This window comes from Actinoplanes sichuanensis (assembly GCF_033097365.1).
In the GTDB taxonomy this organism is placed as follows: Bacteria; Actinomycetota; Actinomycetes; order Mycobacteriales; family Micromonosporaceae; genus Actinoplanes; species Actinoplanes sichuanensis.
In genome coordinates, this window is record NZ_AP028461.1 from 8,746,578 (window position 1) to 8,770,531 (window position 23,954).

Sequence of the window (23,954 nt, forward strand, 5' to 3'; positions counted from 1 at the left end):
CGGCTTTGACGCCATCTCCGTGACTTCTATCCCGTTGCTACCTCCTTAGTTGCTGCCACCACGGCCGCCGCCGAAGCCGCCGTTGTTGCCGCCACCGTTGTTGCCGCCGCCGCCACGGCCACCGGCGATCGCACCGGCGATGGTGCCGCCGTTGCCGCCGCCGATCGCACCGGCGATCACGCCACCGTTGCCGCCGCCACGGCCACCGCCGAAGCCGCCGCCACGGTTACCACCGAAGCCGCCGCCGTGGTGGCCGCCGCCGAAGCCGCCGCCGTGGTGGCCGCCGCCAAAGCCGCCGCCGTACCAGCCGCCACCGTGGCCCCAGCCACCCGGGTGACCCCAGCGACCGCCCCAGCCGTGGCCACGGTTACCGAACCGCCACCAGTGGTTGAACCCACCGACGCGGTAGCCGAACGGGCTGATCCCGATCGGGCTCGCGACCCACGAACGCCACACCGGGCCGTACGCCAGGAAGGTGTCACCGGCGAAGCGGAACGACTGGCTGGTGTAGTAGCTCTGGAAGCCCGCCGCACCCCAGTTGCAGTCGTCCGGGTCGACCGCGAGGGCGTACGAGCCCACGCGAACCCCGACAACCCCGACCGGAACGACCGAAACGGTGTTGCAGCTGTAGGCCGAGGTGGCCCAGAAGCTACGGCGCGCACCGAACACGGCGGCCTGGTTGCAGCCGGAACGCGAGCCGTAATACCCGACGACGGTGTTGCCGTAGGGGATGTACTGCTGGACCCCGGTCTTCTCCGGCTTCGCCACACCGGTGGTGGTGCTGCCGGTGGCCAGCGCCGGCGCGGTCGCGACAGTGGCACCGGCAAGGAGGCCGAGCCCGGCCATCGTCACCGAACGCATAGTCCTGTTCATGCTGTTTACCGTTTTCCTCTCAGGTAGGTAACTCGGTAAACAGACGGTGCCATATCGGACTAACTAGTCAAAGACCCTGAAGTAGCGCTTTCGTCTAGCAAATTATGAGCTTTCACTCGACCCCGAACGTAGCGTCGATCGACAACCCGTTCTCGTTGTGGAGACACATCGGGCCGGGAGATCTGCGATCTCCCGGCCCGAATTTTCACATTTTCTTACTCAACGTCCGCGGAGGACACCGCCGATCTCAGCAAAATGGCAGGCGCTCGGGTGCGGTGACCGCTCCCTGATCTGCAGCACCGGCTCCTGCTCGGAGCAGACGTGCTGCGCCTTCCAGCAGCGGGTACGGAACCGGCATCCGGACGGCGGATTCGCCGGCGACGGAACGTCGCCGTCCAGAATGATCTGCTTGCGGTGGCCACGCAGGCGCGGGTCCGGGACGGGCACGGCCGAGAGCAGAGCCTGGGTGTACGGGTGAGTCGGCTGGTCGTAGATGGCCACGTCGTGCCCCTGCTCGACGATCTTGCCGAGGTACATGACGGCGACCCGGTCGGAGATGTGCCGGACCACGGACAGGTCGTGGGCGATGAAGATGTAGGACAGCCCGAAGTCGTCCTGCAGCCGTTCCAGCAGGTTGATCACCTGCGCCTGGATGGACACGTCGAGCGCCGACACCGGCTCGTCGCAGACGATGATCTCCGGCTTGAGCGCCAGCGCCCGGGCGATGCCGATGCGCTGCCGCTGGCCACCGGAGAACTGGTGCGGGTAGCGGTTGATGTGGTCCGGGTTCAGGCCGACCGTGTCGAGCAGGTCCTGTACCGCCTGCTGCCGCTTGCCCTTCGGCACCACCTCGGAGTGGATCTCGAACGGCTCGCCGATGATGTCGCCGACGGTCATCCGCGGGTTGAGCGAGGTGTACGGGTCCTGCAGCACCATCTGGATGTTGCGGCGGGCCCGGCGCAGGTCGCCGCCCTTGAGCCGGGTGATGTCCTGGCCGCGCACCGCGACCGCCCCGGAGGTCGGCTTCTCCAGCCCGACCAGCATCTTGGCCAGCGTCGACTTGCCGCAGCCGGACTCACCGACCACGCCGAGCGTCTCGCCCCGACGCAGCTGGAGATTCACCCCGTCGACCGCCCGGACCTCCTTGAAGTGCTTGACCAGGTCGCGGGTCTCGAGAACGACGTCACTCACCGAGGACCTCCCGGAAGAAGTGGCAGCGGGCGGTGCGGCGGGGCGCGATCGCGTACGCCGGTGGCGTCGGATCCTGCCGGCACGGTTCCTTGGCATAACCACACCGCGGGTTGAACGCGCAGCCGGTGGGGATGTCGGTCAACGCGGGCGGCAGGCCGCGGATCGCGGTGAGCGGCTGCCCCTTGCGGTCGAGCCGGGGAATCGACTCGAGCAACGCCCGCGTGTACGGGTGCCCGGGCCGCTCGTAGATGTCGTAGACCGGGGCCTCCTCGACGACCCGGCCCGCATACATCACCGAGATCCGGTCGGCCACGTCCGCGACCACGCCCATGTCGTGGGTGATCAGGACCAGGCCCATGTTGCGTTGCCGCTGCAACTCGGCGAGCAGGCCCATGATCTGCGCCTGCACGGTCACGTCGAGCGCCGTGGTGGGTTCGTCGGCGATCAGCACCTCGGGGTCGAGGGCCAGCGCCATGGCGATCATGACGCGCTGGCGCATACCTCCGGAGAACTGGTGCGGGTAGTCGCTGAACCTGGATCGGGCGGCGGGTATCCGTACCTGATCAAGAAGCTCGATGGCCTTGTTCTTGGCGTCCGCCCGGGACGTGCCGCGATGCGCCCGGAACAACTCGGCCAACTGGAAGCCGACCGAGTAGACCGGGTTCAGAGCGGACAACGCGTCCTGGAAGATCATCGCGATCTTGTTGGCCCGGACCCGGCGGCGCTCCTCCTCCCGCAGTTTCAGCAGGTCGACGCCGCGGTACCGGACCTCACCGCGGGTGATGTGCCCGGGTGGAGTCTCCAGGATGCCCATGATCGCCTGAGCGGTCACCGACTTGCCGCAGCCCGACTCACCGAGGATCGCCAGCGTCTCGCCGGGGTTCAGCCAGAAGCTCGCCCCGTTCACCGCCTTCGCCACGCCGTCCCGGGTGCGGAACTCCACGTGCAGGTCGTTGACCTGGAGCAGGGGCGCGCGGGGATCCAGTCCGGGTAGGACGTCCAGATGCGCCTTGATGTCGGTCATACCGGTATCACCGCAGCTTCGGGTCGAAGGCGTCGCGGATCGCGTCGCCCAGCATGATGAAGGCCAACACGGTGGCCGCGAGAAAGACGGACGGCCAGACCAGTGGGGCGGCCGCCACCCGGGCGTGTTTCTGGGCGTCGGCGATCTGCAGCCCCCAGCTGATCGCGTCACCCTTCAGCCCCACCCCGAGGTAGGACAGCGTCGCCTCGGCCGCGATGTTGGCGCCCAGCAGCACCGTCGACACCACGATGAACGGGGCGATCGCGTTCGGCAGGATGTGCCGGAACATCAGCCGGGCCGGGCTCGCGCCGAGCATCCGGGCCGCCGCCACGTAGTCCTGCCCCTTCGCCGCGACCACCGACGAGCGCATCACCCGGGCGGCCGAGGTCCAGGTCAGCAGACCGAGGGTGAGGGTCACCGCGGTGACGCCGTCGTCGCCGGAGCCGGAGAGCCGGGCGGAGAAGACCACGGCGCCGAGCAGCACCGGGATGCCGAGCACGATGTCGATGCCGCGGGACAGGACGGCGTCGATCGCACCGCCGAAATAGCCCGCGGCCATCCCGAAGGCCAGCCCGATCAGTCCGGCCAGCAGGGTGGAGAACAGTCCGACCTGGATCGAGTTCCCGGTGCCGTGCACGGTACGGGCGAACACGTCACAGCCCTGGAAGTCGTACCCGAACAGGGCGCCGCCGGAGGGACCGTCATGCTGCCGCGACAGGACACAGTCGGTGGGATCGGCCGAGGTGAACAGCGTCGGGAACAGCGCCATCAGCAGCAGCAACAGAACCAGTGCGGAGGAGGCCCAGAAGATCTTGTTGCGACGCAGATCATTCCACGCGTCGCCGGCGAGGCTACGCGGGCGGCTGTCGAGCGTGGTCGGGTCACTCATAGCGGATCCTGGGGTCGAGGGCGGCGTAGAGCAGGTCGACGACGAGGTTCATCACCAGGAAGACGATCACCAGGACACTGACGAAGCCGACCACCATCGGCCCATCCTCGGTCCGGATCCCCTGGGCGAGCTTGGAACCGACGCCCGGGATGTTGAAGACCTCCTCGGTGACCAGCGCGCCGGACATCAGCACACCCAGGTCGACACCGATCAGGGTGATGAGCGGGATCAGCGAGTTGCGCAGCACGTGCACCCAGATGATCCGGCGTGGCGCCAGGCCCTTGGCCCGGGCGGTCCGGACGTAGTCGGCACCCAGGTTCTCCACCACCGAGGTACGGGTGACCCGGAGCTGGGTGGCCACCACCGTGGTGGCCAGCACGATGGCCGGCAGCAGCAGTGCGTAGAAGGAGGCGTTGCGGGACGCGGTGGCCGGGAACCAGTCCAGTTCCATGGCGAAGATCCACTGGGCGACCGGGGCGAGGACGACGATCGGCAGGGCCAGCAGCAGGAGCGTGAAGGCCAGGGCGCCGTTGTCGAAGACGCCGCCGCGGCGGATGGCCGACCAGACGCCGGCGGCGAGCGCGAGTACACCCGCGATGACCAGGGCCATCAGCGCCAGCCGTACGGTCACCGGCCAGGCGGTCTCGAGCAGGGCGGAGATCTCCCGCCCGGAGATCGACTCGCCGAGATCACCGGTGAGCAGGTTCGTCATGTAGTGCCAGTACTGACCGAGAAAACCCTCGTCGAGATGGTAACGCTCAGTGAGGGCTTCTCGCAGAGAGTCACTGACTGGTTTCTCGCCCGCCAGCGCCTGGATGGGGTCGTCCTGGTTGGCGAACATCAGCGCGAATACCACGAAGGTGGCCCCGAAGAACGTCAGGATCATCTGCAGTAGGCGCCGCACGATGTAGCGGAACATACGGATTCGAACTTCTTCCGCGGAGGGAGCGCCGGCCTCGTGAGCCGGCGACGGGAAAGGTCGGGTCACACAGTAGTGGCGTCACGGTCGCATACGCTCCGTGACGCCACCAGTGTGCAATCGGTCAGATCAGGCGACCGTTTCGATCTCGTACAGGTCGACCTTGCTGAACAGGTCCATCTCGACGTTCGCGACCCGCTCGGAGTAGCCGAACACGTTCTGGCCGTACCGCAGCGGGATGACCGGCATCTCCTCGGCGAGAATGTCCTCGGCCGCCTGCCACTTCTTGATCGACGCCTCGGGGGTGGGCGCCGCCGAGCCCTGCTTGACCAGGGTGTCGAACGCGGTGTTGGACCAGCCGTAGTAGTTCGAGCCGCCGTTGGTGCCGTACAGCGGGTTGAGGTAGTTCTCCATCAGCGGGTAGTCCATGATCCAGCCGAGACGGATCAGCCCGATGTCCTGGTGGTTCTGCAGCTTCTCCTGCATGACCGCGAACTTCGGCTCCTGCTCGCCGATGCACTTGACCTGCAGCGACGCACGGATCTGGTTGCAGGTCGCGTCGACCCAGGACTTGTGACCACCGTCGACGTTGTAGGTGATCTTGATTTCTTCCGGGCCGCCGTTCTCCCGGTACAGATCACGGGCCTTCGTCGGGCTGTAGTCGCAGGCCTCGCCGCAACTGCCCTCTCGGAAGCCGGCCACCACGGGCGAGACGAACGACTTCGCGGCGGTACGGGACCCGAGGAAGATCTGCGACGCGATCTCCTCCCGGTTGATCGCCATCGAGATCGCCTTACGCACGTTGGCGTTCTTGTACTGCGGGAGGAAGGTCGGGAAGCCGATGAACTCGAAGACCGAGTTCTCGCTCTTCTGGAACCGCTCACCGAGGTCGGCCGGCGCGTTGGCCAGGGCGTCCGTCGGGATGGTGGTCTGCACGTCGAGGTTGTTGCTGACCAGGTCGGCGTACGCCGCCATCTGGTCGCCGTAGATCTTCCAGGTGACGCCGTCGATCTTCGGGACCACACCCTTGAAGTCGGCGTACTTCTCCACGACGATCTTGTCGTCGTGCTCCCAACTGCCCTTCATCTTGAAGGGACCGTTGCCGATCAGCTTCTCCTCGAACCCCTTGGCGATCACGCCGTCAGAGGAGAAGGCCGCGTTGGGCAGCGGGTAGAACACGGAGTAGGCGATCACCGACTTGAAACTGGCGAACGGGGCGGAGAGCGTCACGCTGAAGGTCAGGTCGTCGATCTTCTTCAGGCCGGACATCTTGTTGGTGGTCGGCTCCGGCGCCTTCTCCGGACCATCACCGTCGGGGTCGAGCGGGTTCAGGTCGGTGTACCCGGCGATCCGATCGAAGAAGTAGCCGCCGCCCTGGGCGTTGGGCTTGTAGGCGCCGTAGTTCCACGCGTTGATGTAGTTGTCCGCGGTGACCGGCTCGCCGTTGTGGAAGGTGAAGCCCGGCTTGAGCTTGATGGTCCACACCCGGTTGTTCTTCGTCACCGAGATCTTCTCGGCCGCGATCTCGACCGGCTTCTTCTCCGCGTCGAAGCTGACCAGCGGGTAGAAGAGGGAGTTGAGCACCTGCGCGCTGCTGCTGTCGGTGGCGTTGGTGGGAAGAAGGTGCTGCGGCTCAGCAATGCCGATCACGACCGTGTTGGCGGTGTTCGTCGGATCCTCCGAGTCCCCACCGCCACAACCTGCGACCAACAAGGAGATGGCGGCCGCTACGGCCGCCATCTTCCACGGGCGTTTCCCAAGCATGGGAGAGCCTCCTTCAGGGGCGCTCACGAGGGGTGTGTGAGTAGCAGCCACTGTGACACAGAGGCATCAAAACCCGGAGCGCCGTTACCAAGCCGATATTGGGCGTCTACGTGCGCAGAAATCCGCATGAGCGACCGTTTAGGCGGGTTTACCCACTCTGAACAGGGATAACTCCATGCGGCTTCCAGCGCAGCACGGAGCGCAGCCTATCTGAAAAACCCTCAAGAAACCTGCCCGGAAGGGTCAGACCAGACGCCGATCGGCGGCCCATCGTGACAGTTCGTAACGGTTACTCATCTGCAATTTACGCAGAACGTTCGAAACGTGCGTCTCGACGGTCTTGATGGAGATGAACAACTCCTTGGCGATCTCCTTGTACGCATACCCCCGGGCCAGCAGGCGCAGAACCTCACGCTCGCGGTTGGTGAGCTGGTCCAGCTCCGGGTCGGCCACCGGCACGTCGGGCCGGGAGGCGAACGCGTCCAGCACGAACCCGGCCAGCCGCGGGCTGAACACCGCGTCGCCGTCGGCCACCCGGCGCACCGCGGCGGCCAGCTCGTCCGGCGAGATCGTCTTGGTCACATAACCACGGGCGCCGGCCCGGATGAGACCGATCACATCCTCCGCGGCGTCGGACACCGACAGAGCCAGGAACTTGACCTGCGGGTGGGAACGGCGCACCGACTCCAGCACCGCCCGGCCACCGCCATCGGGCATGTGCACGTCGAGCAACACCACATCCGGCTGCACCGCGGCGATCCGGCTGATCGCCTCGCTCACCGTGCTCGCCTCCCCCACCACGTCGACGTGCACGCCCAGTTCGGCGCGCACCCCGGCGCGGAACATCGCGTGGTCGTCGACCAGGAAGACGTTGAGCCGACGGGCTTCCGGCTCGGTCACGGGCTCGCTCATCGCACAGACTCCTTACCAGCGGTCACACTCTCCCGCGACACGGGAAGCATGAGCCGCACCTCCGTACCGTCTCCGGGGGCGCTGCGGATCTCGGCTCGCCCACCGTGACGCTGCATGCGCCCGATGATCGACCCCCGCACCCCGTGCCGGGTGTCCGCCACGCCGCTGAGATCGAAGCCGGCGCCGCGGTCCCGTACGAAGACGCTCAATTCATCCTCCTCCACCTCGGCGTAGAGGGAAACCGTCTGCACACCCGCGTGCCGGGCGGCGTTGACGAGCGCCTCCCGCCCCGCCGCGACCAGTGCGGCCACCCGCTCGTCGCACTGGGTGTCACCGACCACGACGGTCTCCACGGTGATCGCGTAGGTGTCCTCCACCTCGGCGGCGGCCTGCTCCAGCGCGGCGGCGAACCGCTCGGTCGGCGAGGCGGTCGGCTTGTAGAGCCAGTTGCGGAGGCTGCGCTCCTGCCCGCGGGCCAGGCGCTGCACCTCCTTGATGTCGGTGGAGTTGCGCTGGATCAGGGCGAGCGTGTGCAGCACCTGGTCGTGGATCATGGCGGCCAGCTCGGCTCGCTCCTGTTCCCGGATCCGGCCCTCACGCTCGGCGCGCAACTGGCCGAAGGTACGCCAGACCAGCGGCGCGACCACCACACCGACACCGAGCAACCCGACGAAGGCGAAGATCACACCGTTGAAGACGGCGGAGAACGAGTCGGTGGGCGAATAGACCGCCACCACGCCGATGATGCCGACGGCGACCAGGATGCCGCCGCCGATGAACCGGAAGACGAACGAACGCCTGTCGGTCTCCGACACCATCGCCGTGAACCACGGGGTGGAAGCGAGATTCTCCGACTGCGCGTCGCGGCGGCTCGGGTCCGACTGGTGCCAGATCACACCGGCACCGACCGCGATCACCGCGATCATCCAGCCGGCCGTGGTGGCGCCCTGATCCTCGAAGAGCTGGGCCTGCAACAGGATCACGCCCATGCCGATCGCCGCGAACGGCATCAGCGCACCCAGGTCACGGCGGGCCGGCACCTCCTGGTTACGCGCCTCCTGCGGCAGGACCGCCCAGTAGGCCGCGTAGAGCAGCAGGCCGAGGGCGTTGAAACCGAGCAGGACGACGAGCGTGATCCGGACAGCCAGCACCGGCACGCCGAGGTGGCGCGCCAGACCGGCGGCGACCCCGGCCACGATGCGGTGGTCACGCGGCCGGTACAGCCGGCGCGGCGGTGGTGCGGCAGCGGTACTCACCCTCCGATCGTCACACGTGAGGCAAGAGCGGGCCACGGGGAACATCCCGGGTACTCGCGCCGGATATCTCAGGGTGCCCTCAGGGTCGGTGCCGGAAGCGGCTGGGGTGGTCGGGCGAGCAGGATCGAGAACATGAACGACGAACCGTCCGGTGCCGGTCCCAAGAAGGATGACCAGGCGCCTTCCGACCAGCCCGGCGGCGGCTTCCCGCCCGGATCCAACGTTCCCCCCTGGGTCTCCGCGGCCTCCGCCGCCTGGGCCCGCCAGCAGCTGATCCGTCCCCGGCAGGGGCGATACGTGGCAGGCGTCTGCGGCGCCGTGGCCCGGGCGACCAACACCGACCCGATCCTGTGGCGGGTCCTGCTCGGCGTTCTGGCCGTCCTCGGCGGCAGCGGTGTCCTGCTCTACCTGATCGGCTGGCTGATCATGCCGTCCGAGGGCGACACCGCCTCACCCGTCGAGTCACTGCTCGGCAAGGGTCGCTCCGGCATGCAACCGCTCTCGGTGATGCTGCTCGGCGGGGCCGCACTGATCACCTTCGCCTTCATCGTCAACACCACAGCGCAGTCCGTCGTGCTCGCCGCGGCGGTGATCGTGGGTGCGTTCCTGCTGGTCAAAAGGGGTGCAGTGCCCTCCTCCCCGGCCGCTCCACCGCCGCCCGGCGCACCACCCGCCCCGCCGGCGCCGGGCGCCGAGGAGCCGACGGTGGCGTTCGTGGCGGCGCCCGCGGCCGCACCGGCCGGTGAACAGGTGAGCCCGCCTTCGGCGTACATCCCGCCCGCGCCGCCGCCCCCGCCGACCGGAGGCTTCCGGCCGCCGTTCGCGCCGCACGGCCCGTTCGCCGGGCCCACCCCACCGCCGCCCCCGCCACCCGCACCGCCCCGCCCGCCGAAACCGCCGAAGGAGCGGTCGATCCTCGGCCGCCTCACGTTCTTCGCCGTCGTCATGGTCACCGGCCTGATCGGTGCGGTGGACATGAGCGGGGTGGATGTGGACATCTCCGCCTACTTCGCGGCCGCGCTGGTCACCACCGCGCTCGGGCTGATCGTCGGCGCCTGGTTCGGCCGGGCCCGCGGGCTGATCGCGCTTGCCATCGTGCTGAGCTTCGCGCTGGGCGTGTCGTCCGGGCTGGAGCGCTTCGGCAGTGACTGGGCGCCGAGTGTCTACCGGCCGACCACGCTGGCCGGGGTCGCCGACGGCTACCAGTTCGATGTCGGCAACGTCACCCTGGACCTGCGTCAGGTCGACTTCACCGGGCAGACCCAGGCCACCTCCATCGACATGAAGCTCGGCCAGCTCAAGGTGCTGCTGCCGGCGAATGTCGACGCCACCGTCGAGGCCGGTGTCGAGGGCGGCCGGCTGGTGCTCTTCAACCAGGAGTACGCCGACAGTTCGTACCGTCAGGCCACCGACCTGGGTCGGGACGGCGCCGGCGGCGGCACTCTCAACCTGGACATCCGTCTCGAGGCCGGAAACGTGGAGGTGATCCGATGAAGCCGCACCGGATGGACGGGGTGTCGCTGACCTTCGGCCTGATCTTCCTGCTGATCCCGCTCTGGTGGGCGGCCTCCCAGGTGATCACCCTGCAGTTGCCGGCGGTCGGCTGGATCGTGGCCGGTGGGCTCATCTTCTTCGGCGTGGTCGGCCTGCTCGGGGCGATCCGCTCGGGCCGTCGCGAGATGCCGCCGGCCCCGGTCCCGGCCACCGCCACGGTCGAGACACACGGTGATCTGCCGCCCGAGATGCACGCCGAGATCGTGCAGGAGCTGCTCGACGACCCGGCCGACAGGTTCGCCCGGGAGCAGCATTCCACCGAGCAGCCCCGCCGGGATTGAGCTTTTCGACAGGGCAAGGCCCCGCCCACGGGACGACCATCCGTGGGCGGGGCAATATGCTCGCTTAATGACCGCGTTTCCGACCGTTTCCGTGGCGCCCGTCCCCGGCGTGGGTGACCGGGCCGCCCGCGCCCTGACCGCCGAGTTCGCCCGGCAGAACGCGGCCACGTCCGCTCTGCTGGTCGGCGCCGACCACGCCTCGACCGTGGTGGCCGTGGCCGTCGAGGCCCTGCTTCCGGGTGACACGCTCACCCTCGTTCCCGGCGTCAACAGCAGCACCGATCTGCTCCGTGGCCACATCACCGGCCTCGGCAGCTGGGTCGCCGACCGGGTGAAGGTCGTGGAGTCCCTCGACGAGGCCCAGCCGGCCGACGTGGTGATCGTCGGCGAGCCGCTGACCGGCACCGCCGAGGAGGCCCGCAGCCTGATCGACCGGCTCGGTAAGTACCTCGCCGACGGTGCCGTCCTGTCGCTGGCCGCTCCGGCCGGCCCGGGCCGCACCCAGGGTGCCGCCGCCGAGCTGTTCCGGCAGGGCGCCCTGTTCGGTGTCGGCTCCGACCTGGTGGTCCGCAACCAGCCGCCGCTGCGCGTGCACAAGCTGCGGTTCAGTCCGGCCGAGGTGTCCACCGCGGCGAAACTGGCTCCCGCCTTCCGCACGTCGAGCGTGCCGCTGACCCGCACCATGCACATCGACTCCAACGGCGTCGCCGCCGCCGGCATCGCGCTCGGCCTCGCCGCACTGACCCGCCGCGCCCGGCCGAAATCGAAGCTCTGGCTGGTTCCGGCCCTGCTCGCGGCTCCGGTGGCGGCGTTCTTCCGCGACCCGGAGCGGGACGTCCCGGGCGACCCGACGGCGATCACCTCGGCCGCCGACGGCAAGGTCCTCTCGGTCGAGCGGATGCGTGACGAGCGCTTCGGCCCCGACGAGTTCCTCCGGATCGCGGTCTTCCTCTCCGTCTTCGACGTGCACGTCAACCGGGCGCCGGTGGCCGGCCGGGTCGCCGACTACTTCGTCGAGGAGGGCGGTTACGCCAACGCGGCGACCGCGGCGGCCGAGCACAACGTGGCGGCCTACACGGTGCTCGACACCGAACACGGCACGGTCGCGATCGCGCAGCGGACCGGTCTGATCGCCCGCCGAATCGTCCAGCGGGCGCCGGTCGGCACCCTCCTGGCGAAGGGCGAGCGCTACGGCCTGATCCGATTCGGCTCCCGCACCGACGTCTACCTCCCCGCCGACCGCGCCGAATCCCTGGTCTCCGTCGGCGAGCGCGTGGTGGGCGGCTCCACCGTGATCGCCCGCTTCAAAAACTGACATTCGGTACGACCAGTAAGGCGGCCGTGGCTACCCCGCGGCCGCCTTCTCGTCTCAAGACCAAACCGCGACCGCCGGGCTGATCCGGTGCCCACCACCCCACCCCGCCGGCCGCCACCTTCCAGACACCCACCCACACCTCACTCACGGCCGCCGCCTCGGGGCACCGCTCCGACGCGGATTGCGGACGCCCGCCAACCTCGCAGGTGCCTCACCAACATCCCATCCCGGACACCCGGCCTCCGTGCAGGCACCCCACCCCGGACCGCGCCTCCTTGCAAGCGCCCCACCGACACCCGCCTGACATTTCGCCGCCTCGAAGGTGCCACCTCGCACGGCTTTGAGCGTCGACCCAGCTCACATCGCCTCCCGGCGTCACGCTGGAGTTTCTTGGGACTTCGCCTCGACCAGGCAATTCGCAAGATTCACTTCGGATGAGGGCCCAACCTTCTCGTGGAGGAGGAGAAGCTCGAGATCCCCTGCCCGACCACAAGCTCACAAGATCAATAGCGTGGGCGAGGTTTATCCGCTTAGCGGCTTCCGGCATGGCGAATCCGCTGCGGGCGAGGCTGGACCGGATGACATCGAGACACCCTGGTCAGTAAACCTTCGGGAGCCGTGAACGGAAGCACCCGGACACCGAGCGGTCCGGCAACGCACCGCAGGGGTCTAGACCGCGGGGAACGCTCGACCCCGCCAGCGCGGTGGCTCGACCGCACCAGCGGGGTGACCCGCGGTTCGAGCCGCGCTGCAATATCGAGCCGCAACCGCTTTGCGGGTCCGTGCCGTGGGGCGGAACAAGGCGAAAGGCCGCCTCCCTAAAGCAGGGAGCCGGCCTTTCGGATGGCTGGGATCAAACAGTGCGGCGGGTGCGCATCCACAGGATCGGGCCGCTGGCCAGGTATGCCGCGACGATCAGCACGAACGTCATGCGGGGCTGGAGGAGCGCTCCGACGATCGGGAGCAGCCACAGCCACGGCGGGAGCTTCAGGAGACGGGCGAGCTTCGCGTACGGGAAGCTGGACACCATCGCGAAGGCGAGCAGCGTCACCCCGGCCAGCTGGACCATGCCGGGGAGCGGCAGGCCGATCAGCACGGTGAGGGCGAGGACCGCGGCCGCCATCGTGGTGGGGACGCCGCAGAAGAAGCGCCCGTCCTTCGGCGAGACGTTGAACCGGGCCAACCGGATCGCGGCGCAACCGGCGACCAGGGCGGTCGCGATGGCGGCGGCGGCCTGCGGCACCTGGTCGGCCAGCGAGGCGTAGACCACGACGGGCGCGGCGAGACCGAACGAGCACATGTCGGCGAGCGAGTCCATCTGCGCGCCGAACGGGCTGGCCACCCCGAGCTTGCGGGCGAGCGCGCCGTCCAGGCCGTCGAAGATGACACAGGCGACCAGGCAGGCCGCGGCGATCTGCACCTGACCGTCCATGGCCAGGAAGATCGCCAGCAGGCCGAGGCCGAGGCTGGACAGGGTGCAGGCGTTGACGAGCGCGAAGCTCGCACGGCGGGACATGGTGCGCTCACCGGGAAGCAGGGGAATGGAAGCCGGCGCCGGGTCTGGCTCGGCGACGGAGACGTCCACAGGAACCCCCGGCGCGGGAATCGTGAGAGTCCGCACCGGGTCGGAACCGATGTGCAGCACCTCGGCCCGGGTCGCGGTTGCGGCCCGCCCGGTTTCGGCGGAGCGGCGGCCCACCCGAACCATCAGGGCCTGCCGGGCGAGACTTCCGCCCCGGCGCAGCCGGCCAGCCCAACGACGTCCGGCGGGACGAGGACTATCCGTCGATCGACGCCGGCGCCAAGGGGTACTCGGCACGTGCTTCCTCCATGGAGTTCGGTTGTTCCGCCGGGGACTCGCGAGCCCGGCGAAATTGCGGGTTACACCATCGCACAGCCGGACGGCCTTGGCGAGAGGTCGAACGATCCAGAGGTTCAACCGCGAGACCTGACGGTTTCATTCCCCGAGCGGATCGACGGACACGTCCTCAACCTTCCGAGTTTCGATTTTAGCCCGTCCGGCCGAGCGCAGCCCGGGTCAGCTCGGTGAGGGGTAGGTTGCCGACCTGCTCAGGGGTGAACCAGGCGGCCTCCGAGGTCGATCCGCCGGCCGCCTCGGTGACCGCGGCGGGGGTCGGTTCAGGCACCGTGACCTGGTAGACGACCCGGATCACGTGCCATTGGAGGGGCACCCCTTCGGGTCCGACGGCGGCCGGGTCGTACCGATGGGAGACGCCGACCAGCCCGGTGATCCGTCCGCGCTGGGAGGTCTCCTCGTAGAGCTCGCGGGCGAGGGCGTCTTCGGGTGTCTCGCCGAAGTCGGTGCCGCCGCCGGCCAGATGCCAGAGGCCGCCGCCGGGATAGCCGTCAGCGATCCGGGTCAGCAGGATTCGCCCGTCCGGGTCGGTGGCCAGGGCATATGCTCCGAATCGCTGCACCGGGCCGGTCCGGTCCGACGCGACGGGAAACGGGGCGGCGCGCAAAGCCGGGTCGGCCGACTCGAAACCGACGCCGAGGACCCCGGCGGTGAAGGGCAGTAGAGGCAGTACGGCCACCTCGGCGGGGGCGACCCGATCGACGAGGTCGGTGGTGCCCGCCGTCTCGGGGGTCAGCTCGCCGCCTGTCACCTCTACGTCGTAGATGATCCGGTCGGTGTGCTCGATGGTGCCGTCCGGCAGGCGGGCCAGGTCGGCGACGACCGTCCGCAGCCCGGTGATCCGGACGGTGAGGCCGGTCTCCTCGGCGAACTCCCGGACGACCGTGTCATCCGGGTGCTCGCCGTGGTCGATGCCGCCGCCGGGCAGGGACCACACGCCGGGGAACGCGCTGGCGTCGGATCCGCGGGTGAGCAGGACACCGCCGTCGGCGGAGCGGCTCACCCCGTACGCCGCCGCCCGTCTATTGATCTTCACCCGCTCTAGATTAGCTTCGCCGCCCGGAGCGCATCGGCCGTCACCTCGGTGATCTGGTCGGGGCCGAGCGCCGCGACCTCGGTCAGCGGCATCCATCGCGCCTCGGAGGTGGAGCCGCCGACGTCGTGGATGGTGACCTCGGTCGGCTTGTCCACGACGACCCGGTAGAAGGCCCGGACACCGTGCCAGTCGATCGGGTAGCCCTCGGGGCCGAGGGAGGCGGCGTCGCGGTGGCTGGCCACGCCGAGCAACTCGACGAGGTGGCCTTCCTGGCCGGTCTCCTCGACGAGTTCGCGGATCAGGGCGGTGCCGGGCTGTTCGCCGTAGTCGGTGCCGCCGCCGGGCAGATGCCAGCAACCGGCCCCCGGGTAGCCGTCGGAGATCCGGGTGAGCAGCAGGTTCTCGTACGGGTCGGTGGCGATCGCGTAGGCCGCGAAGCGCTGTGCCCGGTGCAGGCCGTCCGGTCCCTCGTAGGCGTAGAAGGACGGGAAGACCGGCGCCTCCTCGGGCCGCAGGTCACCGGCGTCGGCGGAGAGCCCGAGCGCGGCCGCGGTGAACGGCCGGAGTTTGAGCTTCTCGGCCTCTTCGAGGGTGTGCCAGCGGGCCAGGTCGGTGTTGTGGCCGACCCGGTCGATCAGGTTGCCGCCGCGCACCGACACCGAGTAGATCAGCCGGTCGGTGTGGATGGTGACGCCGCGGTGCGGCATCGAGCGCATGTCGGCGAGCACGTCGTGTAGCCCCGAGACGGCGACGGAGAGGCCGGTCTCCGCCGCGGTCTCGCGGACGACGGTGTGGTTGGGATCTTCGCCGTGGTCGACGGCGCCTCCGGGCAGCGACCAGACTCCGGGGGTACCGGATTTGGACGATGCCCGGACCAGGAGCACGCGGCCATCGCCGTCGCGGGCGACGGCGTAGGCGGCGATCCGGCGGAGCGGTTCGAGTGCGGGGGTCACGGGCCGCAATTCTGCCCGCGATTTGTTACCTCTCAAGAACTTCTGTCAAATTCCTGACAGTGGGATAGCGGTGAGTAATCGCAGCTCAGGGCGGGTTACGCCGCCCTGGGCGATTGATCCACTACTGACCGTCACTCCCACTCGATGGTGCCCGGAGGCTTGCTCGTGACGTCCAGGACGACCCGGTTGATCTCCCGAACCTCGTTCGTGATCCGGTTCGAGATCTTGGCGATCAGGTCGTACGGCAGACGCGACCAGTCCGCGGTCATGGCGTCCTCGGACGACACCGGCCGCAGCACCACCGGGTGCCCATAGGTCCGGCCGTCACCCTGCACACCCACGCTGCGCACGTCGGCCAGCAGCACCACCGGGAACTGCCAGACACTACGGTCGAGGCCGGCCGCGGTGAGTTCCTCGCGGGCGATCAGGTCGGCCTGACGAAGGATGTCGAGCCGCTCGCGGTCCACCGCGCCGATGATCCGGATCGCCAGACCCGGCCCGGGGAACGGCTGCCGCTGCACGATCTCGTCGGGCAGGCCGAGCTCCTTGCCGATCGCCCGCACCTCGTCCTTGAACAGGGTGCGCAGCGGCTCGATCAACGAGAACTGCAGGTCGTCGGGAAGACCGCCCACGTTGTGGTGCGACTTGATGTTGGCCGTGCCGGTGCCGCCACCGGACTCCACCACGTCGGGGTAGAGCGTGCCCTGGACGAGGAACTCGATGTGCCGCTCGGCGTCGAGCTCACGAGCGGCCGCCTCGAAGGTACGGATGAACTCCCGGCCGATGATCTTGCGCTTCTGCTCCGGGTCGGTCACCCCGGCCAGGTGACCCAGGAACTGCTCCTCGACGTTCTTCACCACGAGCCGGACGCCGGTCACCGCGACGTAGTCCTTCTCGACCTGCTCCGCCTCGCCCGACCGCAGCAGGCCGTGGTCGACGAAGACGCAGGTGAGCTGATCGCCGATCGCGCGTTGCACGAGGGCCGCAGCCACCGCCGAGTCGACGCCACCGGAGAGCGCGCAGAGCACCTGCTTGTCACCGACCTGGGCGCGGATGGCGGCGACCTGGTCCTCGATGATGTTGCCGGGCGTCCAGGTGGGCTCGATGCCGGCGATGTCGTAGAGGAATCGCTTCAGCATCTCCTGGCCCTGCTCGGTGTGTGCCACCTCGGGGTGGAACTGCACACCGGCACGCTTCGACGCGAGATCCTCGAAGGCGGCGACCGGGGCGCCGGGGGTGGAGGCGGTGACCTCGAAACCCGACGGCGCGATCGAGACGCTGTCGCCGTGGCTCATCCAGACCGGCAGGTCGGCGGGCAGCTCGCGGAGCAGGGTGCCGCCCTCGACCGACAGGACGGTCCGCCCATACTCCCGGGAACCGGTGTGGGCCACCGTGCCGCCGAGCGCCTGGGCCATCGCCTGGAAGCCGTAGCAGATGCCGAAGACCGGCACGTCACTGTCGAACAGGCCGGCGTCGAGCGTGGGCGCTCCGGGCTCGTAAACGCTGGAGGGGCCACCGGAGAGGATGATCGCGGCGGGATTCTTCGCCAGCATCTCGGCCACCGGCATCGAGTGCGGGACGATCTCGGAGTAGACACGGGCCTCGCGGACCCGGCGGGCGATCAACTGAGCGTACTGGGCGCCGAAGTCGACGACGAGAACGGGACGCGGGGTACTCACCCGGCGAGTTTACCGACGGGTGAGCACCCCGAACCGGTCAGGCTCGGTAGTACGTGCGGATCGTCGTGTACCTCACGTTGCCCGCCATGTCGTACGCCCGGATCCGGACCTTCATGGTCTTCTTCTGGCTCGCGACCTTGAAGCTGAGCACGTAGCCCGCCGTCCGGTCGGTCGCCACGACCTTCCCGTTCACGATCAGCTCGACCTTGCTGATCCCGGATTTGTCGGCAGCCTTGGCGTACACCTTGACCGTGCCCTTGACCTTGGCCTTGTTGGCCGGAGCCTTGGTGATCGAGACCGAGGGCGCGAGGTTGTCCGCGGTATACCACCGGGCCGGCAGCCAGAGGTGGTTGCCGGCCTTGTCGTAGACCAGCAGCTGGACCTTCATCGCGCCGTTACGGGTGCCCGTCTTGAGGACCGGGGTGAACGGGGCGACGTAGTCCCAGTTGTGCCACTTGCCGTCGACGTAGAGGTTCACGTTGCGGACGCCGGACCAGTCGTCGGTCAGCCCGTACAGGCTCATCGTCACGTTGCCGCGGACCTTGGCGTTCGCCGACGGCCAGAAGCCGGTGGCGGTGGGCGCCTTGGTGTCGCTGCCGGTGTTGATCGCACGGACCGCGTCGACCGAGCCGAACTGGGTCCAGGTGTTGTCCCGACGGCCGGAGTTGGTGATCGCGTAACGCAGGCCACCGCCCGAGTAGTTCGGGTGCGCCGAGGCCACGAGCGCGGCCACACCGGACACCAACGGCGCCGAGAAGGACGTGCCCTGCACCTCGTAGTCGTCCATCAGCCGGCCGGTCACCGGATCGGTCCAGTAGACCCAGCAGGAGATGGGGTCGTCGTAGCAGTAGGTGCCGTTGGACTTCATGGCCGCGGTGATGCCCGGGGCCGCGACGTCCACCCAGCTGCCGTAGTTGGAGAACTCGGCCCGCGCCCGGCCACCCGTGCTGCGGGTGTCGGTCGCACCGACGGCGAGCACGTCCGCGTACGCCGCCGGGTAGCTCTTCTGACTGGTGTTCTCGTTGCCGGCGGCCGCGACCACCAGGGCGCCCTTGCCGTTGGCGTAGGCCACCGCGTCCTGCAGCACGGCGGAGGTGCTGTAACCGCCGAGCGACATGTTGATGATCTTCGCGTTGTTCTGGGCGGCCCAGATGATGCCCTTGGCGATGTTCGAGTGGTACCCGACACCTGTCGCGCTGAGCACCTTCACCGGCAGGATCTTGCACTGGGCGCAGACGCCGGCCATGCCCTTGCCGTTGTTCGGCGTAGCGGCGATCAGCGAGGACACCATGGTGCCGTGGCCCTCGTCGTCGCTCGGGTACGCGTCGCCGTTGTGGAAGTCGTACCCGGGCAGGACCTTGCCGGCCAGGTCACCGACCGCGTTCACGCCGGTGTCCACGACCGCGACGGTCACTGCCGACCCGGTCGTGGTGTCCCACGCCGCGGGCACGTTCATCTGCGCCAGCTCGGGCTGCCGGTTCTGTGTGATCCAGGGGTCGTTCGGTGTGACGTCGGCCTTCTCCACCTGCGGGTCGACCTGGACGTACTCGACGTTCGGGTCGGCCTTGAGGGCCGCGGTCACGGCGGCCGCGCGGGCGCCGGGCACCTCGATCGCCTTGGCCCGGATCTCACCGAGCAGGCGGCGGGTGGTGCTGTCGCCGTCGGCCGTCGGCAGGCCGAGGCGCTGAAGGCTGGGCAGAGCGACGTCGGTGGCCACGCCGGAGCGCAGGCCGACCAGGAGACGAACCGGAAGTGCGCGGGCGGAACCGGTCACCGACGCTCCCGCGACCGGGGCCAGAACGACTCCGGCGGTCAGCGTGGTGACGGCGGCGAGGCCTACGATGACCCGCCGTCGAGTGGATTTCATTCTCGGACTGCCTCCCCGTAGGCGACCCGCCGCGGACCGGCGAATCGCCGAGCCAGCGTACCGGTGATCTTGAATTTGGCAATAGCCCACGGCATTGAGCGTTACCGCGATGTCATTTATGGTTCGCGCTATGCGGAACAGCAAGATCACCTGGTCGATCGTGGCCGGCGTCGCATTGGCCCTGATCGTCGGAATCGGTGTCGCCATCGCGGTGGGCCGAGGTTCGTCCGAACCGGCTGCCGCGCCTGCCGTATCGGCCAGTGTCGTCCCGCTGCCGAGCGGCACACCGAGCGTGTCGGCCGCCCCGGCGCCGTCGCCCGGCGCGGACATCAAGGGACCGCTCGATCTGGTGCTGATCGGCGTCGACACCCGGGTGAGCATCCCCGACTGGGAGCCGCACGCCGACACGATCATGCTGTTGCACGTGGAGGCGGATCTCAAGTCCGCGTATCTGTATTCGCTGCCTCGAGACCTGCGGGTGGACATTCCGGCGTACAAAAAGGCGGGTTTCGGCGGCGGGAAACACAAGATCACCGAGGCGATGAGTCGAGGTTCCCGGATTCCGGGGTCGCCGAAGAAAAGCGTCGAGCAGGGTTACGAGCTGCTCACGAAAACTCTCAGTGCGTATACCGGGATCAAGACCTTCCACGGCGGCGCGATCCTGAATTTCGGCGGCCTGGACAAGCTGGTCGACCAACTCGGCGGCATCGACATGAAGATCGACCAGAAGGTGAAGTCCCGGCACCGCAAGCCGGACGGTTCGATGCGGACCCTCTCCGGCGGCGACTACATCGGACCGCAGGCCACCTATCAGCCCGGCACCCGGCACCTGGTCGGCTGGCAGGCGATCGACTACGCCCGGCAGCGGTACGGGCTGCCCAACGGCGACTACGACAGGCAGCGGCACCAGCGGCAGATGGTCGAGGCGATCCTGGCCAAGGCCCTGACCCAGGGGCTGAGCGACCCGGCGAGACTCGGCTCGGTGATCAACGCGCTCGGAAAGTCACTGGTCTACGTGGGCGGGCGTACCCCGTTCGAGTACGCCTACGCGCTCCGTGACCTCGCCCCCGACAAGATCACCACGGTGACGCTGCCCGGCGCCGGGGTCGGCAGTGGCGGCGGCTACCTCGGTGAGCAGCTCAAGGAGGAGGGCCGCGGGTTCGTCAAGGCGCTCGCCAAGGGCACCCACCGCGCATACCTCGCAGCACACCCCAAACTGGTCGACAAGTGATGGCCGTACCCTCGATGACATGAGGGTCTGGATGTACGGGCTGGTTCTGCTGCTGGTGGGTTGCTCCTCCGCGCCCGCCCCGGTCACCCCGGTGTTCGGTCCGGGCGCCGACGGGGCCGGCGACCCGTACTACCCGAAGTACGGCAACGGCGGCTACGACGTCGGCGGTTACGACCTGGCGCTGAGCTACGACCCGTCATCCGGCCGACTGGAGGGCGCCGCGACCATCACCGCGACCGCCACCCAGGACCTGTCCCGGTTCAACCTCGACCTGGACGGCCTCCGTGTCACCAAGGTCACTGTGGACGGTTCCGCCGCCACCTCGACCACCGAGGACGCCGAGCTGGTGATCACCCCGGCCGCCGGGATCCCGAAGGGCACCGGCTTCACCGTCGTCGTCGCCTACGGCGGCACCCCCGCGCCCGCCGGCAACGACACGCTCGGCACCAGCGGCTGGCTACGCGACAGCGACAGCAAGGGCGCGGTGGCCCTCGGCCAGCCGGAGTCGGCGAGCACCTGGTTCCCGGTCAACGACCACCCCTCCGACAAGGCGACGTTCAAGCTGGCGATGACCGTGCCGGACGGTGTCGAGGTGATCAGCAACGGCGCACCCGGCCCGAAGGACACCGTGGACGGCCGGACCACCTGGCGCTGGACCGAGTCGTCGCCGATGGCCAGCTACCTCGCCACGGTCGTGATCGGGCAGTATCGGATCACCGAGAGCACCCACGCCGGACGCCCGATGGTCATCGCGGTCCCCGAGTCGATGCCGGCCGGCGGTGCGGCCGCCAAGTCGCTGGCCCGGACCGGCGAGATCACCGACTTCCTGGAGACACAGTTCGGGCCGTACCCGTTCAGCGCCAACGGCGGGGTGGTCGTGGACGAGGAGCGGATCCGCTATGCGCTGGAGACGCAGTCCCGCCCGGTCTACGGCAACACGTTCTTCCTCTCCGGCGAGAACACCGGCGTCGTCGCGCACGAACTCGCCCACCAGTGGTTCGGCGACAGCGTCGCACTCGCCCGCTGGCAGGACATCTGGCTCAACGAGGGCTTCGCGACGTACGCCGAGTGGCTCTGGTCGGAACACATCGGCTCACTGACCGCCCAACAGCTCTTCGACCGGCGCTACAACGGTTTCAACTGGTCCGAGGCACCGGGCGACCCGACGCCGAAAGGCCTCTTCGGCAACGCCGTCTACCAGCGGGGCGGCATGACCGTCCACGCGCTCCGCAAGACTCTCGGCGACGAGGCCTTCTTCAAGCTGGTCAAATCCTGGACCACCGAACACCGCGACGGAAACGTCACCACGGACCAGTTCATCAAGGCGGCCTCCGCCGCTGCGGGCCGCGATCTGAGCCCGTTCTTCAACGCCTGGCTCACGGCGAAGACCCAACCCCCGAAACCCTGATTTCGTACGGCTACGCAAAGTCCCGAGCCTGTCCACGCGACGCGGTCCCGGCACCGGACCGTCCGGCGACCGCCGGGCCGGATGCGGCTCTCACCCATGACACACTGCCGCCGTGGATCACGAACTGTCACCGGCCGCACAGGCGACGCGTGACCATCTGGCCGCACAGTTTCCCGATGCTGAGCTGACGATGCTGCCGCCCACCCCGGGCCCGATCAGTGGGCGGATGTCTCTGCATGTGGCCCGGCTGAAGTTGCCGCGGTTCGGATGGATCTACGCCACCACCGGGCTGTGGGACGCCACTCAAAAGCACGGGCATGCCCTGGAGTTCGTGCTCTATGCCTCGATTCCCGAGGACGACCTGCACGTCGAGACGTTGACGATGACCGCCTGGTATCACGCTCTCGGCGGCGACCACGAGCTCGGCCTCGGCCACACCGTCCCGATCGGCCGCCCCTGGCTGCCCGGTTCCTCCTGCGACCACCTGTTGGTCAGCCTGCCCTATCCGTGGGGGCCCGAGCTGGAGGAGTGCGAACTCCCGGGCGGGCACGCCCGGGTGCTGTGGCTGTTGCCGATCACCGAGGCTGAGAAGATCTACCGCCATCAGAACGATCTCGAAGCCCTGGAGCAGCGTCTGGAGGACGCCGAGATGAACCCCGTCGACCCGCACCGGGCCTCGGTGGTCTCCGAAGACGAAATCGGCGGACTCCCGAAGAAGGGAGCCCGCCGATTCCTCAGGCGATTCAGTGGTCGAGGACCAGGGCGACCTTCTGGAACTCCTTGACGTCCCGGTAACCGCACTTGGCCATCGCCCGCTTCAGGCCGCCGAAGAGGTTCAGCTGGCCGTTGGCGCTGTTGGCCGGACCGTAGAGGACCTCCTCCAGCGTGCCGTCCGGCTCGCCGGCGATGCAGAAACCGCCACGCGGCAGCGCCGGGTGCGACGCCGCCGAGTGCCACCACGCGCCACCGGCCGGGGCACCCTCGGCGAGGGAGAGCGGCTCGCCGAGCATGACCGCGTCGGCGCCGCAGCCGATCGCCTTGGCGATGTCACCGCTGGTGGCGATGCCGCCGTCGGCGATCAGGTGCACATAACGGCCACCGGTCTCGTCGAGGTAGTCGCGGCGGGCGGCCGCGGCGTCGGCGATCGCGGTGGCCATCGGCACCCGGATGCCGAGGACGGTGTCGGTCGTGGACCACTCGTCGGCGCCGACACCGACGATGACGCCGGCCGCCCCGGTCCGCATCAGGTGCAGCGCCGTCTTGTAGTCGGTGCAGCCGCCGACGATGACCGGCAGGTCGAGGTCGGCGATGAACTCCTTGAGGTTGAGCGGCTCGTCCGTCGTGGACACGTGCTCGGCCGACACCAGGGTGCCCTGGATGACCAGCAGGTCGACGCCGGCGTCCAGCACGACCGGCGCGAGGGCCAGCGTGTGCTGCGGCGACACCCGGACCGCGGTGGTGACGCCGGATGCGCGGATCTCACGGACCCGCTCGGCGATCAGCTCCGGCTTGATCGGCTCGGCGTAGACCTCCTGCAGACGCCGGGTGGCGTCGGCGTCCTCGTCGAGCGAGGCCAGCTCTTCGAGGATCTTGGTGGGGTCTTCATACCGTGTCCAGAGGCCCTCGGCGTTGAGCACGCCCAGTCCGCCGAGGCGGCCCAGGGCGATCACCGAATCCGGGCTCTGGGTGGCGTCCGAGGGGTGCGCGACGCAGGGGATCTTGAAGGGGTACGCGTCGAGTTTCCACTCGGTCGACACGTCGTCGACGTCGCGGGTCCGACGGCTCGGAACGATGGCGATGTCGTCCAGGTGGTAGCCGCGCTGGGCGGTCTTACCGAGGCCGATCTCCACGACGTCACGCATGATCGAACGCCTTCAATCCTTTTTTCGGGTGGCGGGTGGGGCGGTTGGAGGGCAGTCCTTCGAT

General features: G+C 68.8%; 20 protein-coding genes. 6 read left to right on the top strand and 14 right to left on the bottom strand.

The genetic code is table 11. The features are described 5' to 3' along the window. Positions 1-45: 45 nt before the first annotated feature. The 8 genes from Q0Z83_RS40080 to Q0Z83_RS40115 form a co-directional block, all read right to left on the bottom strand. A complete protein-coding gene (locus Q0Z83_RS40080; RefSeq protein ID WP_317788601.1) occupies positions 46-873 on the bottom strand; it encodes a hypothetical protein in 828 nt (275 codons plus the stop codon). Between the two features lie 219 nt (positions 874-1,092). Continuing rightward, on the bottom strand, positions 1,093-2,064 hold the full coding sequence (locus Q0Z83_RS40085) for an ABC transporter ATP-binding protein (protein ID WP_317788602.1): 972 nt from the start codon (positions 2,062-2,064) through the stop codon (positions 1,093-1,095). Continuing rightward, entirely contained in the window at positions 2,057-3,088 is a 1,032-nt protein-coding gene (locus Q0Z83_RS40090; RefSeq protein WP_317788603.1) for an ABC transporter ATP-binding protein, read from the bottom strand. Before Q0Z83_RS40090 ends, Q0Z83_RS40085 begins: the two co-directional genes overlap by 8 nt. A 7-nt stretch (positions 3,089-3,095) precedes the next feature. Beyond that, on the bottom strand, positions 3,096-3,977 hold the full coding sequence (locus tag Q0Z83_RS40095; RefSeq protein WP_317788605.1) for an ABC transporter permease: 882 nt from the start codon (positions 3,975-3,977) through the stop codon (positions 3,096-3,098). Next, on the bottom strand, positions 3,970-4,896 hold the full coding sequence (locus tag Q0Z83_RS40100) for an ABC transporter permease (RefSeq protein ID WP_317788606.1): 927 nt from the start codon (positions 4,894-4,896) through the stop codon (positions 3,970-3,972). The genes Q0Z83_RS40095 and Q0Z83_RS40100 overlap by 8 nt, the downstream gene beginning before the upstream one ends. 129 nt (positions 4,897-5,025) lie before the next feature. Further along, complete coding sequence (locus tag Q0Z83_RS40105) at positions 5,026-6,660, bottom strand: peptide ABC transporter substrate-binding protein (RefSeq protein ID WP_317788607.1); 1,635 nt, start codon at positions 6,658-6,660, stop codon at positions 5,026-5,028. Between the two features lie 243 nt (positions 6,661-6,903). After that, positions 6,904-7,572, bottom strand: a complete 669-nt coding sequence (locus Q0Z83_RS40110; RefSeq protein ID WP_317788608.1) for a response regulator transcription factor — start codon at positions 7,570-7,572, stop codon at positions 6,904-6,906. Continuing rightward, a complete protein-coding gene (locus Q0Z83_RS40115) occupies positions 7,569-8,795 on the bottom strand; it encodes a PspC domain-containing protein (RefSeq protein ID WP_378078904.1) in 1,227 nt (408 codons plus the stop codon). Before Q0Z83_RS40115 ends, Q0Z83_RS40110 begins: the two co-directional genes overlap by 4 nt. A 165-nt stretch (positions 8,796-8,960) precedes the next feature. Here Q0Z83_RS40115 and Q0Z83_RS40120 point away from each other — a divergent pair, with 165 nt between their 5' ends. From Q0Z83_RS40120 to Q0Z83_RS40130, 3 genes are all read left to right on the top strand, one after another. Beyond that, positions 8,961-10,322 (top strand): PspC domain-containing protein, encoded by a 1,362-nt coding sequence (locus Q0Z83_RS40120; protein ID WP_317788610.1) that lies wholly within the window; start codon positions 8,961-8,963, stop codon positions 10,320-10,322. Next, the gene (locus tag Q0Z83_RS40125) at positions 10,319-10,663 is read left to right on the top strand and encodes a phage holin family protein (protein ID WP_317788611.1); all 345 of its coding nucleotides are present in this window, start codon (positions 10,319-10,321) and stop codon (positions 10,661-10,663) included. The genes Q0Z83_RS40120 and Q0Z83_RS40125 overlap by 4 nt, the downstream gene beginning before the upstream one ends. A gap of 67 nt (positions 10,664-10,730) precedes the next feature. Beyond that, positions 10,731-11,978 carry a phosphatidylserine decarboxylase gene (locus Q0Z83_RS40130; RefSeq protein ID WP_317788612.1) on the top strand — a complete coding sequence of 416 codons (1,248 nt, stop codon included), beginning with the start codon at positions 10,731-10,733 and terminating at the stop codon, positions 11,976-11,978. Positions 11,979-12,831: 853 nt separating this feature from the next. Here Q0Z83_RS40130 and Q0Z83_RS40135 read toward each other — a convergent pair. The 5 genes from Q0Z83_RS40135 to Q0Z83_RS40155 form a co-directional block, all read right to left on the bottom strand. Next, entirely contained in the window at positions 12,832-13,797 is a 966-nt protein-coding gene (locus Q0Z83_RS40135; RefSeq protein WP_378078875.1) for a CDP-alcohol phosphatidyltransferase family protein, read from the bottom strand. Between the two features lie 190 nt (positions 13,798-13,987). Continuing rightward, positions 13,988-14,890 carry an NUDIX hydrolase gene (locus Q0Z83_RS40140; protein WP_317788613.1) on the bottom strand — a complete coding sequence of 301 codons (903 nt, stop codon included), beginning with the start codon at positions 14,888-14,890 and terminating at the stop codon, positions 13,988-13,990. Between the two features lie 5 nt (positions 14,891-14,895). Continuing rightward, positions 14,896-15,843: an NUDIX hydrolase gene (locus Q0Z83_RS40145; RefSeq protein WP_317788614.1), complete on the bottom strand. Its 948-nt coding sequence runs from the start codon at positions 15,841-15,843 to the stop codon at positions 14,896-14,898. 131 nt (positions 15,844-15,974) lie between these two features. Further along, complete coding sequence (guaA, locus tag Q0Z83_RS40150) at positions 15,975-17,522, bottom strand: glutamine-hydrolyzing GMP synthase (RefSeq protein ID WP_317788615.1); 1,548 nt, start codon at positions 17,520-17,522, stop codon at positions 15,975-15,977. 37 nt (positions 17,523-17,559) lie between these two features. Beyond that, positions 17,560-19,389 carry a S8 family serine peptidase gene (locus Q0Z83_RS40155; RefSeq protein WP_317788616.1) on the bottom strand — a complete coding sequence of 610 codons (1,830 nt, stop codon included), beginning with the start codon at positions 19,387-19,389 and terminating at the stop codon, positions 17,560-17,562. A 130-nt stretch (positions 19,390-19,519) separates the two neighbouring features. Here Q0Z83_RS40155 and Q0Z83_RS40160 point away from each other — a divergent pair, with 130 nt between their 5' ends. From Q0Z83_RS40160 to Q0Z83_RS40170, 3 genes are all read left to right on the top strand, one after another. Further along, positions 19,520-20,620: an LCP family protein gene (locus tag Q0Z83_RS40160; RefSeq protein ID WP_317788617.1), complete on the top strand. Its 1,101-nt coding sequence runs from the start codon at positions 19,520-19,522 to the stop codon at positions 20,618-20,620. Positions 20,621-20,639: 19 nt separating this feature from the next. Further along, positions 20,640-22,028 carry a M1 family metallopeptidase gene (locus tag Q0Z83_RS40165; protein WP_317788618.1) on the top strand — a complete coding sequence of 463 codons (1,389 nt, stop codon included), beginning with the start codon at positions 20,640-20,642 and terminating at the stop codon, positions 22,026-22,028. 112 nt (positions 22,029-22,140) lie between these two features. Beyond that, positions 22,141-22,812: a suppressor of fused domain protein gene (locus Q0Z83_RS40170; RefSeq protein ID WP_317788619.1), complete on the top strand. Its 672-nt coding sequence runs from the start codon at positions 22,141-22,143 to the stop codon at positions 22,810-22,812. Here the strand turns inward: Q0Z83_RS40170 and Q0Z83_RS40175 are convergent. Further along, complete coding sequence (locus Q0Z83_RS40175) at positions 22,772-23,890, bottom strand: GuaB3 family IMP dehydrogenase-related protein (protein ID WP_317788620.1); 1,119 nt, start codon at positions 23,888-23,890, stop codon at positions 22,772-22,774. The two genes, Q0Z83_RS40170 and Q0Z83_RS40175, sit on opposite strands and share 41 nt — an antisense overlap. Between the last annotated feature and the right edge of the window lie 64 nt (positions 23,891-23,954).